Annotated in this window: 14 protein-coding genes; 6 read left to right on the top strand and 8 right to left on the bottom strand. The window is 60.3% G+C overall.

Annotated elements, in window-relative coordinates; translation table 11 throughout:
- The first annotated feature begins 194 nt into the window (after positions 1-194).
- Entirely contained in the window at positions 195-1,028 is an 834-nt protein-coding gene (locus KUW17_RS06230) for a flagellin (RefSeq protein WP_222476873.1), read from the top strand.
- A 102-nt stretch (positions 1,029-1,130) separates the two neighbouring features.
- A complete protein-coding gene (gene mutS / locus KUW17_RS06225; protein WP_222476871.1) occupies positions 1,131-3,761 on the top strand; it encodes a DNA mismatch repair protein MutS in 2,631 nt (876 codons plus the stop codon).
- A gap of 88 nt (positions 3,762-3,849) precedes the next feature.
- On the opposite strand, the gene KUW17_RS06220 is transcribed toward mutS, so the two are convergent.
- A complete protein-coding gene (locus KUW17_RS06220) occupies positions 3,850-4,413 on the bottom strand; it encodes a nucleotide exchange factor GrpE (RefSeq protein WP_222476870.1) in 564 nt (187 codons plus the stop codon).
- Positions 4,414-4,422: 9 nt separating this feature from the next.
- The gene (gene hrcA / locus KUW17_RS06215; RefSeq protein WP_222476869.1) at positions 4,423-5,487 is read right to left on the bottom strand and encodes a heat-inducible transcriptional repressor HrcA; all 1,065 of its coding nucleotides are present in this window, start codon (positions 5,485-5,487) and stop codon (positions 4,423-4,425) included.
- Between the two features lie 143 nt (positions 5,488-5,630).
- Between hrcA and rph the strand changes: the two genes are divergently transcribed.
- Genes rph through KUW17_RS06195 form a run of 4 tightly spaced genes read left to right on the top strand, consistent with a single transcriptional unit; the run spans position 5,631 to position 8,460 of the window.
- Positions 5,631-6,344 (top strand): ribonuclease PH, encoded by a 714-nt coding sequence (gene rph, locus KUW17_RS06210; protein WP_222476868.1) that lies wholly within the window; start codon positions 5,631-5,633, stop codon positions 6,342-6,344.
- A complete protein-coding gene (rdgB, locus tag KUW17_RS06205; protein WP_222476867.1) occupies positions 6,341-6,955 on the top strand; it encodes an RdgB/HAM1 family non-canonical purine NTP pyrophosphatase in 615 nt (204 codons plus the stop codon). Before rph ends, rdgB begins: the two co-directional genes overlap by 4 nt.
- Positions 6,948-8,102 carry a radical SAM family heme chaperone HemW gene (gene hemW / locus KUW17_RS06200; RefSeq protein WP_222476865.1) on the top strand — a complete coding sequence of 385 codons (1,155 nt, stop codon included), beginning with the start codon at positions 6,948-6,950 and terminating at the stop codon, positions 8,100-8,102. The genes rdgB and hemW overlap by 8 nt, the downstream gene beginning before the upstream one ends.
- 4 nt (positions 8,103-8,106) lie before the next feature.
- Entirely contained in the window at positions 8,107-8,460 is a 354-nt protein-coding gene (locus KUW17_RS06195; protein ID WP_174145228.1) for a YbaN family protein, read from the top strand.
- Here KUW17_RS06195 and KUW17_RS06190 read toward each other — a convergent pair.
- The 6 genes from KUW17_RS06190 to rho are packed head-to-tail and all read right to left on the bottom strand — an operon-like array spanning position 8,450 to position 15,262.
- Complete coding sequence (locus KUW17_RS06190; RefSeq protein ID WP_222476864.1) at positions 8,450-9,343, bottom strand: ParB/RepB/Spo0J family partition protein; 894 nt, start codon at positions 9,341-9,343, stop codon at positions 8,450-8,452. The genes KUW17_RS06195 and KUW17_RS06190 overlap by 11 nt on opposite strands.
- 26 nt (positions 9,344-9,369) lie before the next feature.
- Complete coding sequence (locus KUW17_RS06185) at positions 9,370-10,179, bottom strand: ParA family protein (RefSeq protein WP_222476862.1); 810 nt, start codon at positions 10,177-10,179, stop codon at positions 9,370-9,372.
- On the bottom strand, positions 10,172-10,789 hold the full coding sequence (gene rsmG, locus KUW17_RS06180; RefSeq protein WP_222476860.1) for a 16S rRNA (guanine(527)-N(7))-methyltransferase RsmG: 618 nt from the start codon (positions 10,787-10,789) through the stop codon (positions 10,172-10,174). The genes KUW17_RS06185 and rsmG overlap by 8 nt, the downstream gene beginning before the upstream one ends.
- A complete protein-coding gene (gene mnmG / locus KUW17_RS06175; protein WP_222476857.1) occupies positions 10,786-12,660 on the bottom strand; it encodes a tRNA uridine-5-carboxymethylaminomethyl(34) synthesis enzyme MnmG in 1,875 nt (624 codons plus the stop codon). The genes rsmG and mnmG overlap by 4 nt, the downstream gene beginning before the upstream one ends.
- A 13-nt stretch (positions 12,661-12,673) precedes the next feature.
- Positions 12,674-13,960 (bottom strand): tRNA uridine-5-carboxymethylaminomethyl(34) synthesis GTPase MnmE, encoded by a 1,287-nt coding sequence (gene mnmE / locus KUW17_RS06170; protein ID WP_222476855.1) that lies wholly within the window; start codon positions 13,958-13,960, stop codon positions 12,674-12,676.
- A 30-nt stretch (positions 13,961-13,990) separates the two neighbouring features.
- Entirely contained in the window at positions 13,991-15,262 is a 1,272-nt protein-coding gene (rho, locus tag KUW17_RS06165; RefSeq protein WP_174145217.1) for a transcription termination factor Rho, read from the bottom strand.
- Positions 15,263-15,357: the final 95 nt, after the last annotated feature.

Below are 15,357 nucleotides of genomic sequence, written 5' to 3'. Positions count from 1 at the left end.
GCCAAAAGACGATAAATACCGTCAGGTTTTCGCCTTAAAGCAGACCTCCAGATGCTGTAATTTATTAATAGGTATTAACGCGCACCTGTGTTCCAGGTGGCGCTGAGGCCTGGAATTCATCGGCCTGCAGGCAACGCTCAGAACGGCGTTTGTCCGCCCGCAGTGCGGGCTTTGGATCAAAGGAAAAGCGAGGAATGATAAGCTTTCACAGCAATTCCGGTGCGATGGTCGCCTTGCAGACTTTGGGTGGTGTCAATAGCCAGCTGAATACCGTGCAAGACAGCATATCCACCGGCCAAAACGTGAACACAGCACAGGATAATGCAGCCCTTTGGGCGATCTCCGAGATGATGAATTCGGACCTTTCCGGGCTGTGGTCAGTTTCGGACACTTTGTCGCTGGGCGAGGCCACCGTGGCGGTTGCCTCGGCCGGGGCTGAGCAAATTACCGAAACACTGGCAGAAATGCGGTCGCTGGCGGTGATGGCTGCCAGCGGAATGGGCGACTTCAGCAAATTCGAAGATGCCATGGCGAAGAAGACCGAAAAGATCAATTCGATCATTTCCGCCTCCGGCTTCAACGGGGTGAACCTCCTGAGAACCGACGTCGACGGCGCTGGCGGCACTTCCCTCACTGTCCCGTCCGGGCTGTCAGGAGTCGGCAGCCTTTCAACGCTCAGCGTTGACGGGGTAGACTTTGAAGGCAGCCCGCAGTTTGACCTCGGCAGCCGCACCGCGGTCACCGACGGCGCCAGCGCTCTAGCCGCATTGGGTGAGATCGAAGGCTTCCTGTCCTACGCGATCGACAGTTCGGCTGCGTTAGGGGTCGGCGCCAATCAGCTTGCTGCCCAAGGGCAATTCGTCGGCAAACTGTCGGACTCCATCACCCAAGGCGTCAGTTCGATGATCGACACCAGCATTGAAGAGGCCGCGGCCAAGCTGCTGGCCTTGCAGTCTCAGCAGCAACTGAGCACCCTGTCGCTTTCTATCGTCAACACGATGCCTGACACGCTGCGCAATCTCTACTGACAGCAGGCTGCCGCCGGGGCTGCTGGCGGTAGCCATATCCGGGTTTTCCTCGGCCACCCCCCATTGTAGATGTCTTGCAAAGACGACCCCGGGGGACTTCCAATGACCGTAACGCCCATGATGGCGCAGTATCTCGAAATCAAAGAAGCACATGCGGATGCTCTGCTTTTCTACCGGATGGGCGATTTCTACGAGATGTTCTTTGAGGACGCGGTCAATGCTGCCGAGGCGCTGGACATCGCACTGACAAAACGCGGCAAGCACAACGGGGAGGACATCCCGATGTGCGGCGTGCCGGTCCATGCCGCCGAAGGGTATTTGCTGACCCTGATCCGCAAGGGGTTCCGCGTGGCCGTTGGCGAACAACTGGAAAGCCCGGCCGAGGCCAAGAAACGCGGGTCCAAATCGGTTGTGAAACGCGATGTGGTGCGTCTGGTGACCCCCGGCACCCTGACCGAAGATTCCCTGCTGGAGGCCCGCCGCCACAATTTCCTGGTCTCCTATTCCGAACTGCGCGACGACGCTGCACTGGCCTGGGCCGATATCTCCACCGGCGCATTTCACGTGATGCCGGTTGCGCGGGTGCGCCTATCTCCGGAACTGGCCCGCCTTGCACCTTCGGAACTGATCGTTGCCGACGGCCCGGCCTATGATGCCGCCCGCCCGCTGGCCGATGAATACAAGATCCCGCTGACCCCCCTGGGCAAGGCGAGCTTTGACAGCACCGCCGCCGAAAAACGCATCTGCACCCTGTTCAACGTCAGCGCGCTGGACGGCTTTGGAACCTTCACCCGCGCCGAAGTCTCGGCGATGGGCGCGCTGATCGACTACTTGGAAATCACCCAGAAGGGCAAACTGCCTTTGCTGCAGCCGCCGCAGCAGGAGGCTCAGGACCGGGTGGTGCAGATCGACGCCGCCACCCGCCGCAATCTGGAACTGACGCGGTCCCTGTCCGGCGGCCGTGCCGGCTCTCTGCTGTCCGTCGTGGACCGGACCGTCACCCCGGGCGGCGCCCGTCTGCTGGAACAGCGGCTGTCCAGCCCTTCGCGCAATCTGGGCACTGTCCATCAGCGGCTGGCCGCCCTGGATTTTGCCGTCGAAAATACGCGTACCGCCGAAGACCTTCGCACCGCGCTGCGCAAGACACCGGACCTCGACCGCGCGCTCTCGCGTCTCGCGCTGGAACGCGGCGGCCCCCGGGATCTGGCCGCCATACGCAACGGCTTGTCCCAGGCAGAGGTGATCGCCGGCCTCTGCTCCGGTATGGATCTGCCGGACCTGATGTCAGGTGCCTTGTCCGATCTTCAGGGCTTCGACGGTCTGCTGTCCTTGCTGGACGCCGCGCTTGTGGCAGAACCACCGCTGCTGGCGCGCGATGGCGGCTTCATTGCAGCAGGCTATGATCCGGAACTGGACGAGGCCCGCACCCTGCGCGACGAAGGCCGATCGGTCATCGCCTCGATGCAAAAGAAATACGCAGAACACACCGGCGTCGGCTCGCTGAAGATCAAGCACAACAACGTGCTGGGCTATTTCATCGAAACGACAGCGACACACGCGGACAAGATGATGTCGCCGCCGCTGAACGAGACCTACATCCACCGACAGACCACAGCCAACCAGGTCCGGTTCACCACGGTGGAACTGAGCGAGATCGAAACCCGCATCCTGAATGCAGGCAACCTGGCGCTGGAGATCGAAAAGCGGCTCTATGCAAGGCTTTCCGGCGCCATTCTGGACAATGCCGCGCGTCTCAACACTGCTGCGCGGGGACTGGCAGAACTGGACCTGCTGACCGGGTTGGCCGACTTGGCCCGCGGCGAGAACTGGACCCGCCCCAAGGTCGACAACAGCCGCGCGTTTCTCGTGGAAGGCGGCCGCCACCCGGTTGTGGAACAGGCCCTGCGCCAGCAAGGAGGAGAGACCTTCGTCGCCAACGACTGCGATCTGTCTGCGCAGGACGGTGCCGCTGTCTGGCTGCTGACCGGTCCCAACATGGCCGGTAAATCGACCTTCCTGCGTCAGAACGCATTGATTGCCCTGCTCGCCCAGATGGGCAGCTATGTCCCGGCTGAGGCCGCACATATCGGCCTGGTCAGCCAGCTGTTCAGCCGCGTCGGTGCCTCCGACGACCTGGCCCGCGGCCGCTCGACCTTTATGGTGGAAATGGTCGAGACCGCCGCGATCCTGAACCAGGCGGATGACCGGGCGCTGGTGATCCTCGACGAAATTGGCCGCGGCACCGCCACCTATGACGGCCTGTCCATTGCCTGGGCGACACTGGAGCACCTGCATGAGGTGAACCGCTCCCGCGCGCTGTTTGCCACCCATTACCACGAGCTGACTCAGCTTGCCGCCAAGCTGGACGGCGTCGACAACGCCACCGTTGCGGTCAAGGAATGGGAGGGCGAGGTCATCTTCCTGCACGAAGTGCGCAAAGGCGCTGCCGACCGGTCCTACGGTGTCCAGGTGGCCCAACTCGCCGGCCTGCCTGCCTCCGTCGTTGCACGTGCGCGCGACGTGCTCGACATGCTGGAACAAGGCAGCCGTGAAGGCGGGTCCAAGGTCCAGATAGACGACCTGCCTCTCTTCGCAGCAGCACCGCCGCAGCAGCCCAAGGCGCCGGCGGGCCCCTCTCCGGCCGAAGAGCTCCTCGCCGGCATCCATCCCGACGACCTCTCCCCGCGGGAAGCGCTGGAGATGCTCTACAAGCTCAAAGAAGCGGCAGGTTAAGAAAAAGGCAGGCCCGAACCGGACCTGCCTTTTCATCTTTCAGAAGTTACTCCCGCCGGAGGCACTGGCCCGTCAGGGCCTGTCCGCGTCAGCTGGCCGGCGTCGAGGACACGCCAACTTGCGCGGCCCGCAACAGCCGGTCATGCAGCATAAAGCCTTCCGCAGACACCTGGATGATGTCGCCCGCCTTGGTGCCCGGCACCGGCGCCTCGAACATCGCTTCATGCACTTGCGGATCGAACTTGTCGCCCACTTCCGGCGACACAATCCGGATGCCGTGCTTCTCGAACACCCCCAGCAGCGAGCGCATGGTCAGTTCCACGCCCTCGATCAGGGCGGCGGATACTTCGCGCTGCTCGTCGGTTGCCGCTTCGATCGCGCGTTTCATGTTGTCATAGACCGGCAGCATGTCGCGGGCCAGTTTCGAACCGCCATACTGTTCCGCCTCGCGGCGTGCCTTGTCACCGCGCTTGCGAGCGTTTTCCGCATCCGCCAGCGCCCGCATGAAGCGGTCCTTCAGCTCATCCCGTTCCGCCCGGAGCGCATCGATTTCCAGCGAGGCATCATCAAATTCCTCGGTCTGCGCTGCCAGCTCTTCAGCTTCGGCGGCGGCGATGTCGTCCAGAAAGTCTTCGTCCTTGAGCTCTGCCATGTTTCACCTCTAACTCCGGTCGGACAACAGTTTGCCGACCAGCTGTGCCGTGTAGTCCACGATCGGCACAATCCGTCCGTAATTCAGGCGCGTCGGGCCAATCACCCCAACCGCACCGATGATCTTTCGATCCGCGTTCATATAGGGAGACACCACCAAAGAGGAACCCGAAAGTGAGAAAAGTTTGTTCTCCGACCCGATAAAAATGCGCACGCCTTCGCCATCCTCGGTCAGTTCCAGGAATTCGGCGATGTCCCGCTTGCGTTCCAGATCATCAAACAGCGTGCGGATCCGCTCCAACTCCTCTGCCGCGCCGGTCTCGGCCAATAGATTCGCACGCCCGCGCACAATCAGCCTGGCCTGTTCGCTGCCTTCTTCCTCCCAAACCGCCAGACCGCTTTCAATCATTGCGTGTGCGAGGCTGTCAATTTCCTGACGCCGGGCCGAGATCTCCTTTTGGATCTGCCGTTGCACCTCGCTCAGCGTTTTTCCTTCGATCAGCGCATTCAGGAAATTCGCCGCCTCCCGCATCGAACTGGGCGTCTGCCCCGGCGGCGGTGTGAACAGCCGGTTCTCCACATGCCCGTCAGAAAACACCAGGACCACCAGCGCCCTGTCATGCGCCAGGGAGACGAACTCGATATGCCTGATCTCCGCCTCATGCTTGGGTGTCAGCACCAGAGAGGCGCCCTGCGTCACGCCCGACAGCGCCGCACCAACGCGGTCCAGCATTCCCCCGACATCTCCCGCATTCCGGCCAAGCGTCGCATCGATCTTCTCGCGGTCATTTGCGTTGAGGTCGCCAACCTCAAGCAATCCGTCAACAAACATCCTGAGCCCCATCTGTGTGGGCACTCTGCCCGCGCTGACATGCGGGCTGTCCAGCAGGCCCAAATATTCCAGATCCTGCATCACGTTGCGCACCGTGGCGGCACTGACCTTTTCGCTCAGCGACCGGGTCAGGGTGCGGCTGCCAACCGGATCGCCGCTCTCCAGATAGCTCTCCACCACTGCCCGGAACACCTCCCGGGAGCGGTCATTCAGGTCCTTCAGAATGTTGTTCGGATCGCTCATCAGCCTACCAGCATTTCTTCCGGTCTAAACATAGGAACCCAGCGCCAAAATGTCATTAAAGAGCACTTCGGGAAAAGGTCAATCGGGCTTGCATAGCCCCGCGTCCGGGGGATATCCCCAAGCCAACAGCAAAAGGATGTGCCATGCGACCCTCAGGACGAGAACTGAATGAAATGCGCCCTGTCTCGATCGAGACCGGCTTCACCAAACACGCCGAGGGCTCCTGCCTGATCAAGGTCGGCGACACCCATGTCCTGTGCACCGCCACCATCGAAGACCGCGTGCCGCCTTTTATCAAGGGCACTGGCTTAGGCTGGGTTACCGCTGAATACGGGATGCTGCCCCGTGCCACCAATACCCGGATGCGCCGCGAGGCTGCCTCTGGCAAGCAAGGCGGCCGCACCGTGGAAATCCAGCGCTTGATCGGCCGTGCGCTGCGGGCCGGCGTCGACCGTGTTGCCCTGGGCGAACGCCAGATCACCGTCGATTGCGACGTGCTGCAGGCCGACGGCGGAACCCGCTGCGCCTCGATCACCGGCGGCTGGGTCGCCCTGCGTCTGGCCGTCAACAAGCTGATGAAGGCCGGCGACGTTCAGATCGACCCCCTGATCGACCCGGTTTCTGCCGTGTCCTGCGGCATCTATGCCGGCCAGCCGGTGCTGGACTTGGACTACCCCGAGGATTCCGAAGCCGGCGTCGACGGCAACTTTATCATGACCGGATCCGGCAAGCTGATCGAAGTGCAGATGTCTGCAGAAGGTTCCGTCTTCTCCCGTGATCAGATGAACCAGCTGATGGATCTGGCAGCCAAGGGTACCACTGAACTGGCAGAAATGCAGAAGGCCGCCTGCAGATGACCCGCAAACTGGAAGGCGGCAAGCTGCTTGTCGCCACCCACAACAAAGGCAAGCTGAACGAGATCACCGAAATCCTCGCACCCTTCGGCGTGGAGGTCATTGGCGCCGGCGAGATGAACCTGCCGGAACCGGAGGAAACCGAGGATACATTCGTTGGCAATGCCCGCATCAAAGCCCACGCCGCCGCCGCGGCAACCGGCCTGCCGGCCCTGTCCGATGATTCTGGCATCACCATCGACGCACTGAACGGCGCGCCCGGGGTCTACACTGCCGACTGGGCAGAAACACCCAGTGGCCGCGACTTCAAACTGGCGATGACCCGCGCCAACGACGAACTGGCCGCGGCCGGCCCTGAAGCTCCCCGCACTGCCCAGTTCCGCTGCACACTGGTGATTGCCTGGCCCGACGGCCACGACGAGGTGTTCGAAGGCGTGATGCCGGGGCAGCTGGTCTGGCCGATCCGGGGAGAGCACGGCTTCGGCTATGATCCGATGTTCCAGCCGGACGGCTACAGCGTCACCTGCGCTGAGATGGACCCGGCGGAGAAGAACAAGATCAGCCACCGCGGCAAGGCGGTTGCGCAGTTCGTCCAGGGCTGTTTCGGTGGATGACTGGCGCAATGGGGGCTTTGGCCTTTACGTGCATTGGCCCTTTTGCCAGGCCAAATGCCCCTATTGCGATTTCAACAGCCATGTTTCGGCAAAAATAGACCAGAACCTATGGGTTAGTGCCTATCTGCAAGAACTCGACAGACTCTCGGAACAGCTTCAGGGCCGTGTTCTGAACTCCATTTTCTTTGGCGGCGGCACCCCTTCCCTGATGCAGCCGGAAACCGTGGCCGCAGTCATTGAGCGCGCACGTGAAATCTGGCCTTTTGCCAATGACATAGAGATCTCTCTTGAAGCCAACCCCGGGTCAGTCGAGGCCGGACGCTTTGCAGGCTACCGCGGCGCAGGCGTGAACCGGATCTCCATGGGCATTCAGGCCCTGAACGACGAAGACCTGCGCCGGCTTGGCCGCATTCATAGCGTTGCAGAAGCCAAGGTAGCTTTCGACGTAGCCCGCAAATGTTTTGACCGCGTGAGCTTTGACCTGATCTACGCGCGCCAGGGACAGACATTAGAAGCTTGGCAGGCAGAACTGCGCGAAGCACTTTCCATGGCAATTGACCACCTGTCTCTTTACCAGCTCACAATCGAGGAAGGCACCGCCTTCGGCGACCGCTACGCGCGCGGCAAACTGCGCGGCCTGCCAGAAGATGACACCGCCGCGGACATGTACCAGGCCACCCAGGAAATCTGCGCCGGGTTCGGCATGGCCGGCTATGAAATCTCCAACCACGCCAAACCGGGCGCGGAATCCCGCCACAACCTAGTCTACTGGCGCTATGGCGACTATGCCGGCATCGGTCCCGGCGCCCATGGGCGTCTGACCTTGAATGGCCAGCGTTATGCCACCGAAACCCATCTGGCGCCCGGGGCCTGGCTGAATGCGGTGAACAAGGGCTGCGGAGAATCCCTGCGCGAGCTGCTGAACAGGGAAGATGCTGCGGCTGAATACCTCATGATGGGGATGCGCCTGTCCGAAGGTCTGGATATGGCACGCTACAACCAGCTTTCAGGCCATAAACTGCCAGAAGACCGGCTGGATGACCTTGCACAAATGGGTATGGTGACTATCTCTGACCAGAGGCTTCGCGCGACTGACCAGGGCCGCGCGGTATTGAATGCGGTAATCCGCGAACTGTTGATGGATTGAAGCAATGCGTTTCCTTTACGCCGGCCTTGGACTGTTTTGCGTCGCTCTGGCCGTCATCGGCATTGTTCTCCCCCTGCTCCCCACCGTCCCATTCCTGCTGCTCGCGGCGTTCTTCTTCGCTAACTCCTCAGAGCGCCTGCATAACTGGATCGTCGCCCACAATGTGTTTGGTCCGATGATCATGGATTGGCGCGATCATGGCGCCATCCGGCCGGGCGCAAAAAAGGCGGCAACCCTGTCGATTGCCGCCGTCTTTGGCCTGTCTCTGCTGCTGGGTGCCCCGGGTCACGTTCTGGGGATTCAAGCAGTGGTTTTGTCCGCCGTGCTTATCTTCATCTGGACCCGGCCTAACGGCTGAGCAGATTGCACAGTTCATCCAGCTGATCCAGGGATTCGTAGCTGATCGTCACCGCGCCCGCCTCACCGCCAGGTTTATGGTCGATTGAGACTTTCATTTTCAGCATCGCTGACAGGTCGCCTTCCAGCGCCCGGGTGTCGGCATCCTTTTCCGGCACCTTGCGCGCTTTCTTTGCGCCGCCTGACTGGATACCCGCGGCATCCTTCTTGACCAATGCTTCAGTCGCACGGACAGACAGGCCGCCTTTCACAATCTTGGTTGCAAGTTCCGAAGCATTATCGGACGTGATCAGAGCCCGCGCATGGCCTGCCGACAACTTCCGCTCCTGCACCAGGATCTGCACATCTTCCGGCAGATGCAAAAGCCGGACCAGGTTGGCAATGTGGCTGCGGCTTTTGCCGAGCGCTTCTGCCATCTTTTCCTGGGTATGGCCGAACTTTTCCATCAGCTGCTTGTAGCTCTGCGCTTCTTCCATCGCGTTCAGATCGGAGCGCTGGATGTTTTCGATGATGGCAACTTCCATCATCTCCAGGTCAGAGTAGTCCCGGATAAGCACCGGAACTTCATGCAGCTGGGCCGCCTGTGATGCCCGCCAGCGGCGTTCGCCGGCTACAATCTCATACTTTCCACCAGGCCTTGGCCGCACGATCAGCGGTTGCAGGACGCCCTTCTCCTTGATGGAGGCCGTCAGATCATCCAGATCCTCCTGCAGGAACTGCCGGCGCGGCTGGTTCGGGTTGGCAATCACATTTTCAATGGGCACCAGAATTTCTGCATTGCGGGGTGCCTCAGCCTGCGTGCTTACCGGCGCAGGGTTCACATCTGCCATCAATGCCGACAACCCCCGGCCAAGCCCGCGCGGTTTTGTCTTTTTCTCTGCCATGGTTGCCTCCGGTTAGTGTTCTTCATTTACGCTGCTATCTTGTGATGCTTATTCAGGAGTTCTTCTGCCAGAGCCCGGTATGCCTGTGCGCCGAGGGAGTTTGTGTCATAGTTCAGAACCGGCTGCGCATAAGACGGGGCTTCGCTGACCCGGACGTTGCGCGGAATCTTCGTCTGGAACACGAGGTCTCCAAGATTATCCCGGGCATCCTGCTCAACCTGCTGGGACAGGTTGTTTCTCCGGTCGAACATGGTCAGAACGATCCCCTCGATCCGAAGATCGGGATTTGCCGACTGGCGCACTTCGCGAATGGTGAGCATCAGCTGCGTCACCCCTTCCAAGGCGAAGAATTCGCTCTGCAAAGGGACCAGGACAGAATGCGCGGCAACCATCGCGTTGACAGTCAGCAAGTTCAGGGAAGGCGGGCAATCGATCAGCACATAGTCCCAGTCGTATTCATCCATGGCCGTTTGCCGCAGCGCGTCATGCAGCAGAAAGCTCCGTTTTTCATTGGTGAACAGCTCAATATCTGCAGAACTCAGATCAACGGTCGCCGGTATGATGCATAGGTCCTCGATCTCTGTTTGGCGGATAACGTCCTGGAGAGACGCGTCTTCCACCAGGAGATCATAGGAGGTGAGTTCCCGCTCAGATGGCTCAATTCCCAGACCTGTCGAAGCGTTACCTTGCGGATCGAGATCCACCACCAGCACGCGCAGTCCGCATTCAACCAAAGCCGCAGCAAGGTTAATTGCCGTTGTTGTCTTCCCCACCCCGCCTTTCTGATTTGCGACCGCGATGATACGAGGCCCCTCAGGGCGGGAATAATCAGACACGTTCAACTCCCCAGATTTTCAGGATAACTGCTTCGGGCTCAGTCAGACTTTTAACGGGTTCCACTTCGAACCGCCATCTCTGCCGCGCGTTATCCACTTCTTTTTTCCAGTTCTGCCCCTTTGGAAAAAGCGCGACGCCATCCTCCGCAAGATGCCGCTGCGAAAACTCCAGAAGGTCAGAAAGATCCGCCAAAGCGCGCGCCGACAAGACCCCTGCCCCCTGAGGATTCACCTTTTCGATCCGGTCGGAAACAACCCTGACGGCTGCGCCACATTCCCGCGCCGCACTTCGGAGAAACGCTGATTTCCGCTGATCACTTTCAATGAGGGTCACTTCCATGTCCGGCGCTTCCTCGGCAGCCATCAAAGCAACGATAAGGCCGGGAAATCCTCCGCCGCTGCCGATATCCGCCCATCGGGAGGGCGCGGGAGTGCAGCGGAAAATTTGGACGGAGTCAGCTATATGCCGGGTCCAGAGGTGCTCCAGGCTGGACCGTGATACGAGGTTGATCTTCGGGTTCCACTTCCTTATTACGCCCTCAAACAGCTCCAGGCGCCCCATTGTTTCACGTGAAACATTGAGCGCCTTCCACAACTCACTGTCGATCATGCGGATTTCTCCTGCCGGACCTTGTCTTTTCGCAGTCGCGCGAGGATCAGCGCCAAGGCTGCCGGCGTCATGCCTTCAATCCGGGCAGCCTGCGCAAGTGTTTCCGGGCGGGCCTGCTTCAGTTTTTGCTGGATTTCATTCGACAACCCCTCAACCCCCTCGTAGACGAAGTTATTGGGGATCCGGTGCCCTTCATCACGCTTCAGCGCGGAAACCTCCCGTTCCTGGCGCGTGATATAGTTCGCATAAAGCGCGTCACGCTCGAGTTGCCGGCAGATATCCAGAGAAACGGTATTCAGCCCGGGCATAAGCGGCAGCAAATCTTCGAAGCTCACGTCAGGGAACGCAAGAACATCCAGCCCGGTTCGGCGGTTGCCGTCTTGATTGATCCGTATTCCGGCCTCGGAAATCTGTTTCGGTGTGAACGTCTGTGCTTCCAGAACTTCCCGCGCGGCCGACAATTGCTCGCTCTTATCCAGAAAGGCGCGTCGGCGCTCCTCTCCAACGCAGCCCAGGTCAATCGCCATTGGCGTCAGCCTCTGATCTGCATTGTCGGCACGCAGGGAGAGCCGGAATTCCGCCCGGGACGTAAACATCCGGTAAGGCTCGGCGACACCGTTTGTGGTGAGATCATCGATCATCACCCCGATATAGCTATTGGCCCGGCTGAAAGTCACTGGTTGTTCACCTTTTGCGCGGAGCGCAGCGTTCAGGCCGGCAACAAGACCTTGCGCCGCGGCTTCCTCATAACCGGTGGTTCCGTTGATCTGGCCGGCGAGATACAGCCCCGGGACATCCTTCAGAGCAAGATCCAGCTGCAGCGCGCGGGGATCGACGTAATCATATTCGATTGCGTAACCGGGTTGCAGGATGACCGCGTTCTCCAGGCCTCTGATCGACCTGACATAGGCCTCCTGAATGTCCTGCGGCAGGCTGGTTGAAATGCCGTTCGGGTATACCGTGTGGTCCGACACTCCCTCCGGCTCGAGGAATATCTGATGAGAGTCCTTGTCAGCAAACCGGACGATCTTGTCCTCGATCGATGGGCAATACCGCGGCCCGACCCCCTCAATATGGCCGCCATACATGGCCGAGCGACCCAGATTGCGGCGAATTATCTCATGGGTTTCCGCGTTAGTGTGGGTAATACCGCAAGATACCTGCTGAGTCTGGAGCGACTTCGTCAGAAATGAGAAGAACACCGGATCATCATCGCCGGGCTGTGCGTCCAGAATATCCCAGTTGATTGTGCGCCCGTCCAGCCGCGGCGGCGTACCGGTTTTCAGCCGGCCCAGCGGCAGTTCAAAACTGTCTAGCCGCTCCGCCAGCCTCACGGACGGCTTATCCCCCATCCGTCCGCCTGGTTTGGACACATCCCCGATATGAATAACGCCACGGAGGAAGGTTCCGGATGTCAGAATCACTGCTTTTGCGGGGATCTCGCTGCCATCCGCCAGAATCACGCCGGCGACCTGGCCACCCGCCATGAGGAAGTCCGTGACCTCCCCTTCGACAATATCCAAATCCCGCTGCGCTTCCGTCAGACGCAGCATTTCCTGCCGGTAAATTTTTCTGTCAGACTGAGCACGCGGCCCCTGTACCGCCGGCCCCTTGCGGCGGTTCAGCAAACGGAACTGAATACCGGCCCGATCGGCGACGCGGCCCATCACTCCGTCCATGGCGTCGATTTCCCGCACAAGGTGCCCCTTGCCAAGGCCGCCGATGGCCGGATTGCAAGACATCACCCCGATACCGCCCCGGTCAAGCGTCACCAGTGCAGTGGCGGCTCCCATCCGCGCGGACGCATGAGCAGCCTCGGTGCCGGCGTGGCCGCCGCCAACAACAACGACGTCGTACGATGAATGTTTCACGTGAAACACTCCTTCACTTTCCCAGACAGAAACTAGAGAAAATCTCATCCAGGAGATTTTCAACCCCTATGCGGCCCACCAGCATTTCAAGGGCCCGGATGGCTGAACGCATCTCTTCGGCAGCTATATCATAGAACTCAGAGCCGCGCTTCAGAATTTCCCGCGCTTCTCTGAGGTTGACAGCAGCAGACAGCATTGCGTCCCGGTGGCGGGCCCTTGTGGCGATGCCGGCCTGGGCCGAGCGCGCCTTCAGAACCTTCGACACATGATCAACCAGAAGATCGACCCCCTGCCCCGAACGGCCGGAGATTGCGCCGCCGGCGTCCGGCCGCAGATCCGCCTTTGGACGCAACCGGATGTCCCCCTGGCGCATTTCGACATCCAGGACCTCGCCATCTTCAGCCAGAAAGACGCGAAGATCAGCATCTTCCGCCCGCCGCCGGGCCAGGGCAATGCCGATCCCCTCAACATGGTCTTCGGTATCCCGCAGGCCGGCCGTGTCCAGCAGGGTGACCGGCAGCCCCGCCAGGTCCATGCGAACTTCGATGATGTCCCGGGTAGTTCCGGCGTATTCCGACGTGATGGCGGCTTCCCTGCCAGCAAGCGCGTTCAGCAGCGTGGACTTCCCGACATTGGGGGCGCCGACGATCGCAACTTCAAAACCGGTGCGGATCCGTTCGGCAATCCTGACGCCGGCAGTCTCCCGGTCCAAGCCGGCTTGGACTTCTGCCAAAAGCGTTGTGACCTCAGGTGTTACGTCGACAGGCACCTCTTCGTCCGCGAAGTCAATGGTTACTTCGATCAAAGAGGCCGCCCGGATCAGCTTCTCGCGCCAGGCCTCTGCCACTTTTCCAAGCCCGCCGGCGAGAATAACTTGCGCCTGCTTGCGCTGTGCCTCGGTTTCCGCGTCTATAAGATCGGCCAGACCCTCGACCTGTGCCAGATCCAGATTGCCGTTTTCCAGGGCGCGGCGGGTGAACTCACCTGGCTCGGCCATTCTTAGTCCATCGATTCGCCCAAGCGAATCAAGCAAGGCAGAAACAACCGCCGTGCTTCCATGTGTTTGAAATTCAACGGTATTTTCGCCAGTAAAGCTGTTGGGAGCAGTAAAGCTCAGGACCAGAGCTTCGTCCAAGCGTTCACCTGATTCGTCTTGCAGGATTCGCAGGCTGGTGCCCCGCGCCGGCAGATCGCCGCCGCAAAGCTGCGCGCCGGCAGCAAGCGCCAAAGGACCGGAGACGCGGATCACCGCGACCCCGGCCTTCCCTTGTGCGGAGGCCAGCGCAAAGATCGTGTCCATGGGGTGGCCTTTCTCTCTTGCCGGCCCGGATCAGGTGTTCATCGAGTCGAAGAACTCGGAATTCGACTTGGTCTGCTTCAGCTTGGACAGCAGGAACTCGATGGCGTCGGTGGTGCCCATCGGGTTCAGGATCCGGCGCAGAACAAAGGTCTTTGCCAGATCGCCCTTGTCGACCAGCAAGTCCTCTTTCCGGGTGCCGGATTTGAGAATGTCGATTGCCGGGAACACGCGTTTGTCGGCAATCTTGCGGTCCAGAACGATCTCCGAGTTGCCGGTGCCTTTGAATTCTTCAAAGATCACCTCGTCCATGCGCGAGCCGGTGTCGATCAGCGCAGTGGCGATAATGGTGAGCGATCCGCCCTCTTCGATATTCCGCGCAGCACCAAAGAAACGTTTGGGGCGCTGCAGAGCGTTAGCATCGACACCACCGGTCAGAACTTTACCCGAGGACGGCACAACCGTGTTAAACGCTCTACCAAGTCTTGTGATGGAGTCGAGAAGAATCACGACATCTCGCTTGTGCTCCACCAGCCGCTTGGCCTTTTCAATGACCATTTCGGAAACCGCAACGTGGCGTGTCGCCGGCTCGTCGAAAGTGGAGGATACGACCTCCCCCTTCACCGAGCGCTGCATGTCTGTCACCTCTTCCGGGCGTTCGTCGATCAGCAGGACGATCAGATAGCACTCCGGGTGGTTCTTTTCGATCGAGTGGGCAATGTTCTGCAGGATCACCGTCTTACCGGTCCGCGGCGGCGCCACGATCAGCGAACGCTGGCCCTTGCCGATCGGTGCAACCAGGTCGATCACCCGGGCAGAGCGGTCCTTGATGGTCGGATCCTCGATCTCCATCTTCAGGCGCTCATCCGGGTAAAGCGGCGTCAGGTTGTCAAAGGCGATCTTGTGGCGGGCCTTCTCAGGCTCCTCGAAGTTGATCTTGGTGACATTTGTCAGCGCGAAATAGCGCTCAGTCTCCAACGGCGCCTTGATCTGGCCTTCGACCGTGTCACCGGTGCGCAGGGAATACTGGCGGATCATGTCGGGGGAGACATAGATATCATCCGGGCCAGGCAGATAGTTTGCTTCCGGAGAACGCAGGAAACCGAAGCCGTCCTGCAGCACTTCCAGCACACCGTCGCCGCCGATGTCCCAGCCTTCATCCGCGCGCTCCCGCAGGATCTGGAACATCATCTCGCCCTTGCGCATGGTCGAGGCGTTTTCGATCTCAAGCTCCTCGGCCATCGCCAGCAGCGCTTTTGGGCTTTTCGCCTTGAGATCGGACAGATTCAGGGATTGCACGGTCATATAGATACGGCCTCTACTCCCCGCTTACCCGGGGGTCGGTCACACGACAGGTTTGGAAAACACGGTTGCCCGGACGGGCCCGCTGAGAGCCATAC

This window comes from Leisingera aquaemixtae (genome assembly GCF_019801145.1).
GTDB classification, from domain to species: Bacteria; Pseudomonadota; Alphaproteobacteria; order Rhodobacterales; family Rhodobacteraceae; genus Leisingera; species Leisingera aquaemixtae_A.
This window is presented reverse-complemented; position numbering and strand designations above follow the sequence as displayed.

Coding starts and splice junctions, on each gene's coding strand:
- KUW17_RS06230 (WP_222476873.1), top strand. CDS start 195: ATGATAAGCTTTCACAGCAATTCCGGTGCGATGGTCGCCTTGCAGACT.
- mutS (WP_222476871.1), top strand. CDS start 1,131: ATGACCGTAACGCCCATGATGGCGCAGTATCTCGAAATCAAAGAAGCA.
- KUW17_RS06220 (WP_222476870.1), bottom strand. CDS start 4,413: ATGGCAGAGCTCAAGGACGAAGACTTTCTGGACGACATCGCCGCCGCC.
- hrcA (WP_222476869.1), bottom strand. CDS start 5,487: ATGAGCGATCCGAACAACATTCTGAAGGACCTGAATGACCGCTCCCGG.
- rph (WP_222476868.1), top strand. CDS start 5,631: ATGCGACCCTCAGGACGAGAACTGAATGAAATGCGCCCTGTCTCGATC.
- rdgB (WP_222476867.1), top strand. CDS start 6,341: ATGACCCGCAAACTGGAAGGCGGCAAGCTGCTTGTCGCCACCCACAAC.
- KUW17_RS06195 (WP_174145228.1), top strand. CDS start 8,107: ATGCGTTTCCTTTACGCCGGCCTTGGACTGTTTTGCGTCGCTCTGGCC.
- KUW17_RS06190 (WP_222476864.1), bottom strand. CDS start 9,343: ATGGCAGAGAAAAAGACAAAACCGCGCGGGCTTGGCCGGGGGTTGTCG.
- rsmG (WP_222476860.1), bottom strand. CDS start 10,789: ATGATCGACAGTGAGTTGTGGAAGGCGCTCAATGTTTCACGTGAAACA.
- mnmE (WP_222476855.1), bottom strand. CDS start 13,960: ATGGACACGATCTTTGCGCTGGCCTCCGCACAAGGGAAGGCCGGGGTC.
- rho (WP_174145217.1), bottom strand. CDS start 15,262: ATGACCGTGCAATCCCTGAATCTGTCCGATCTCAAGGCGAAAAGCCCA.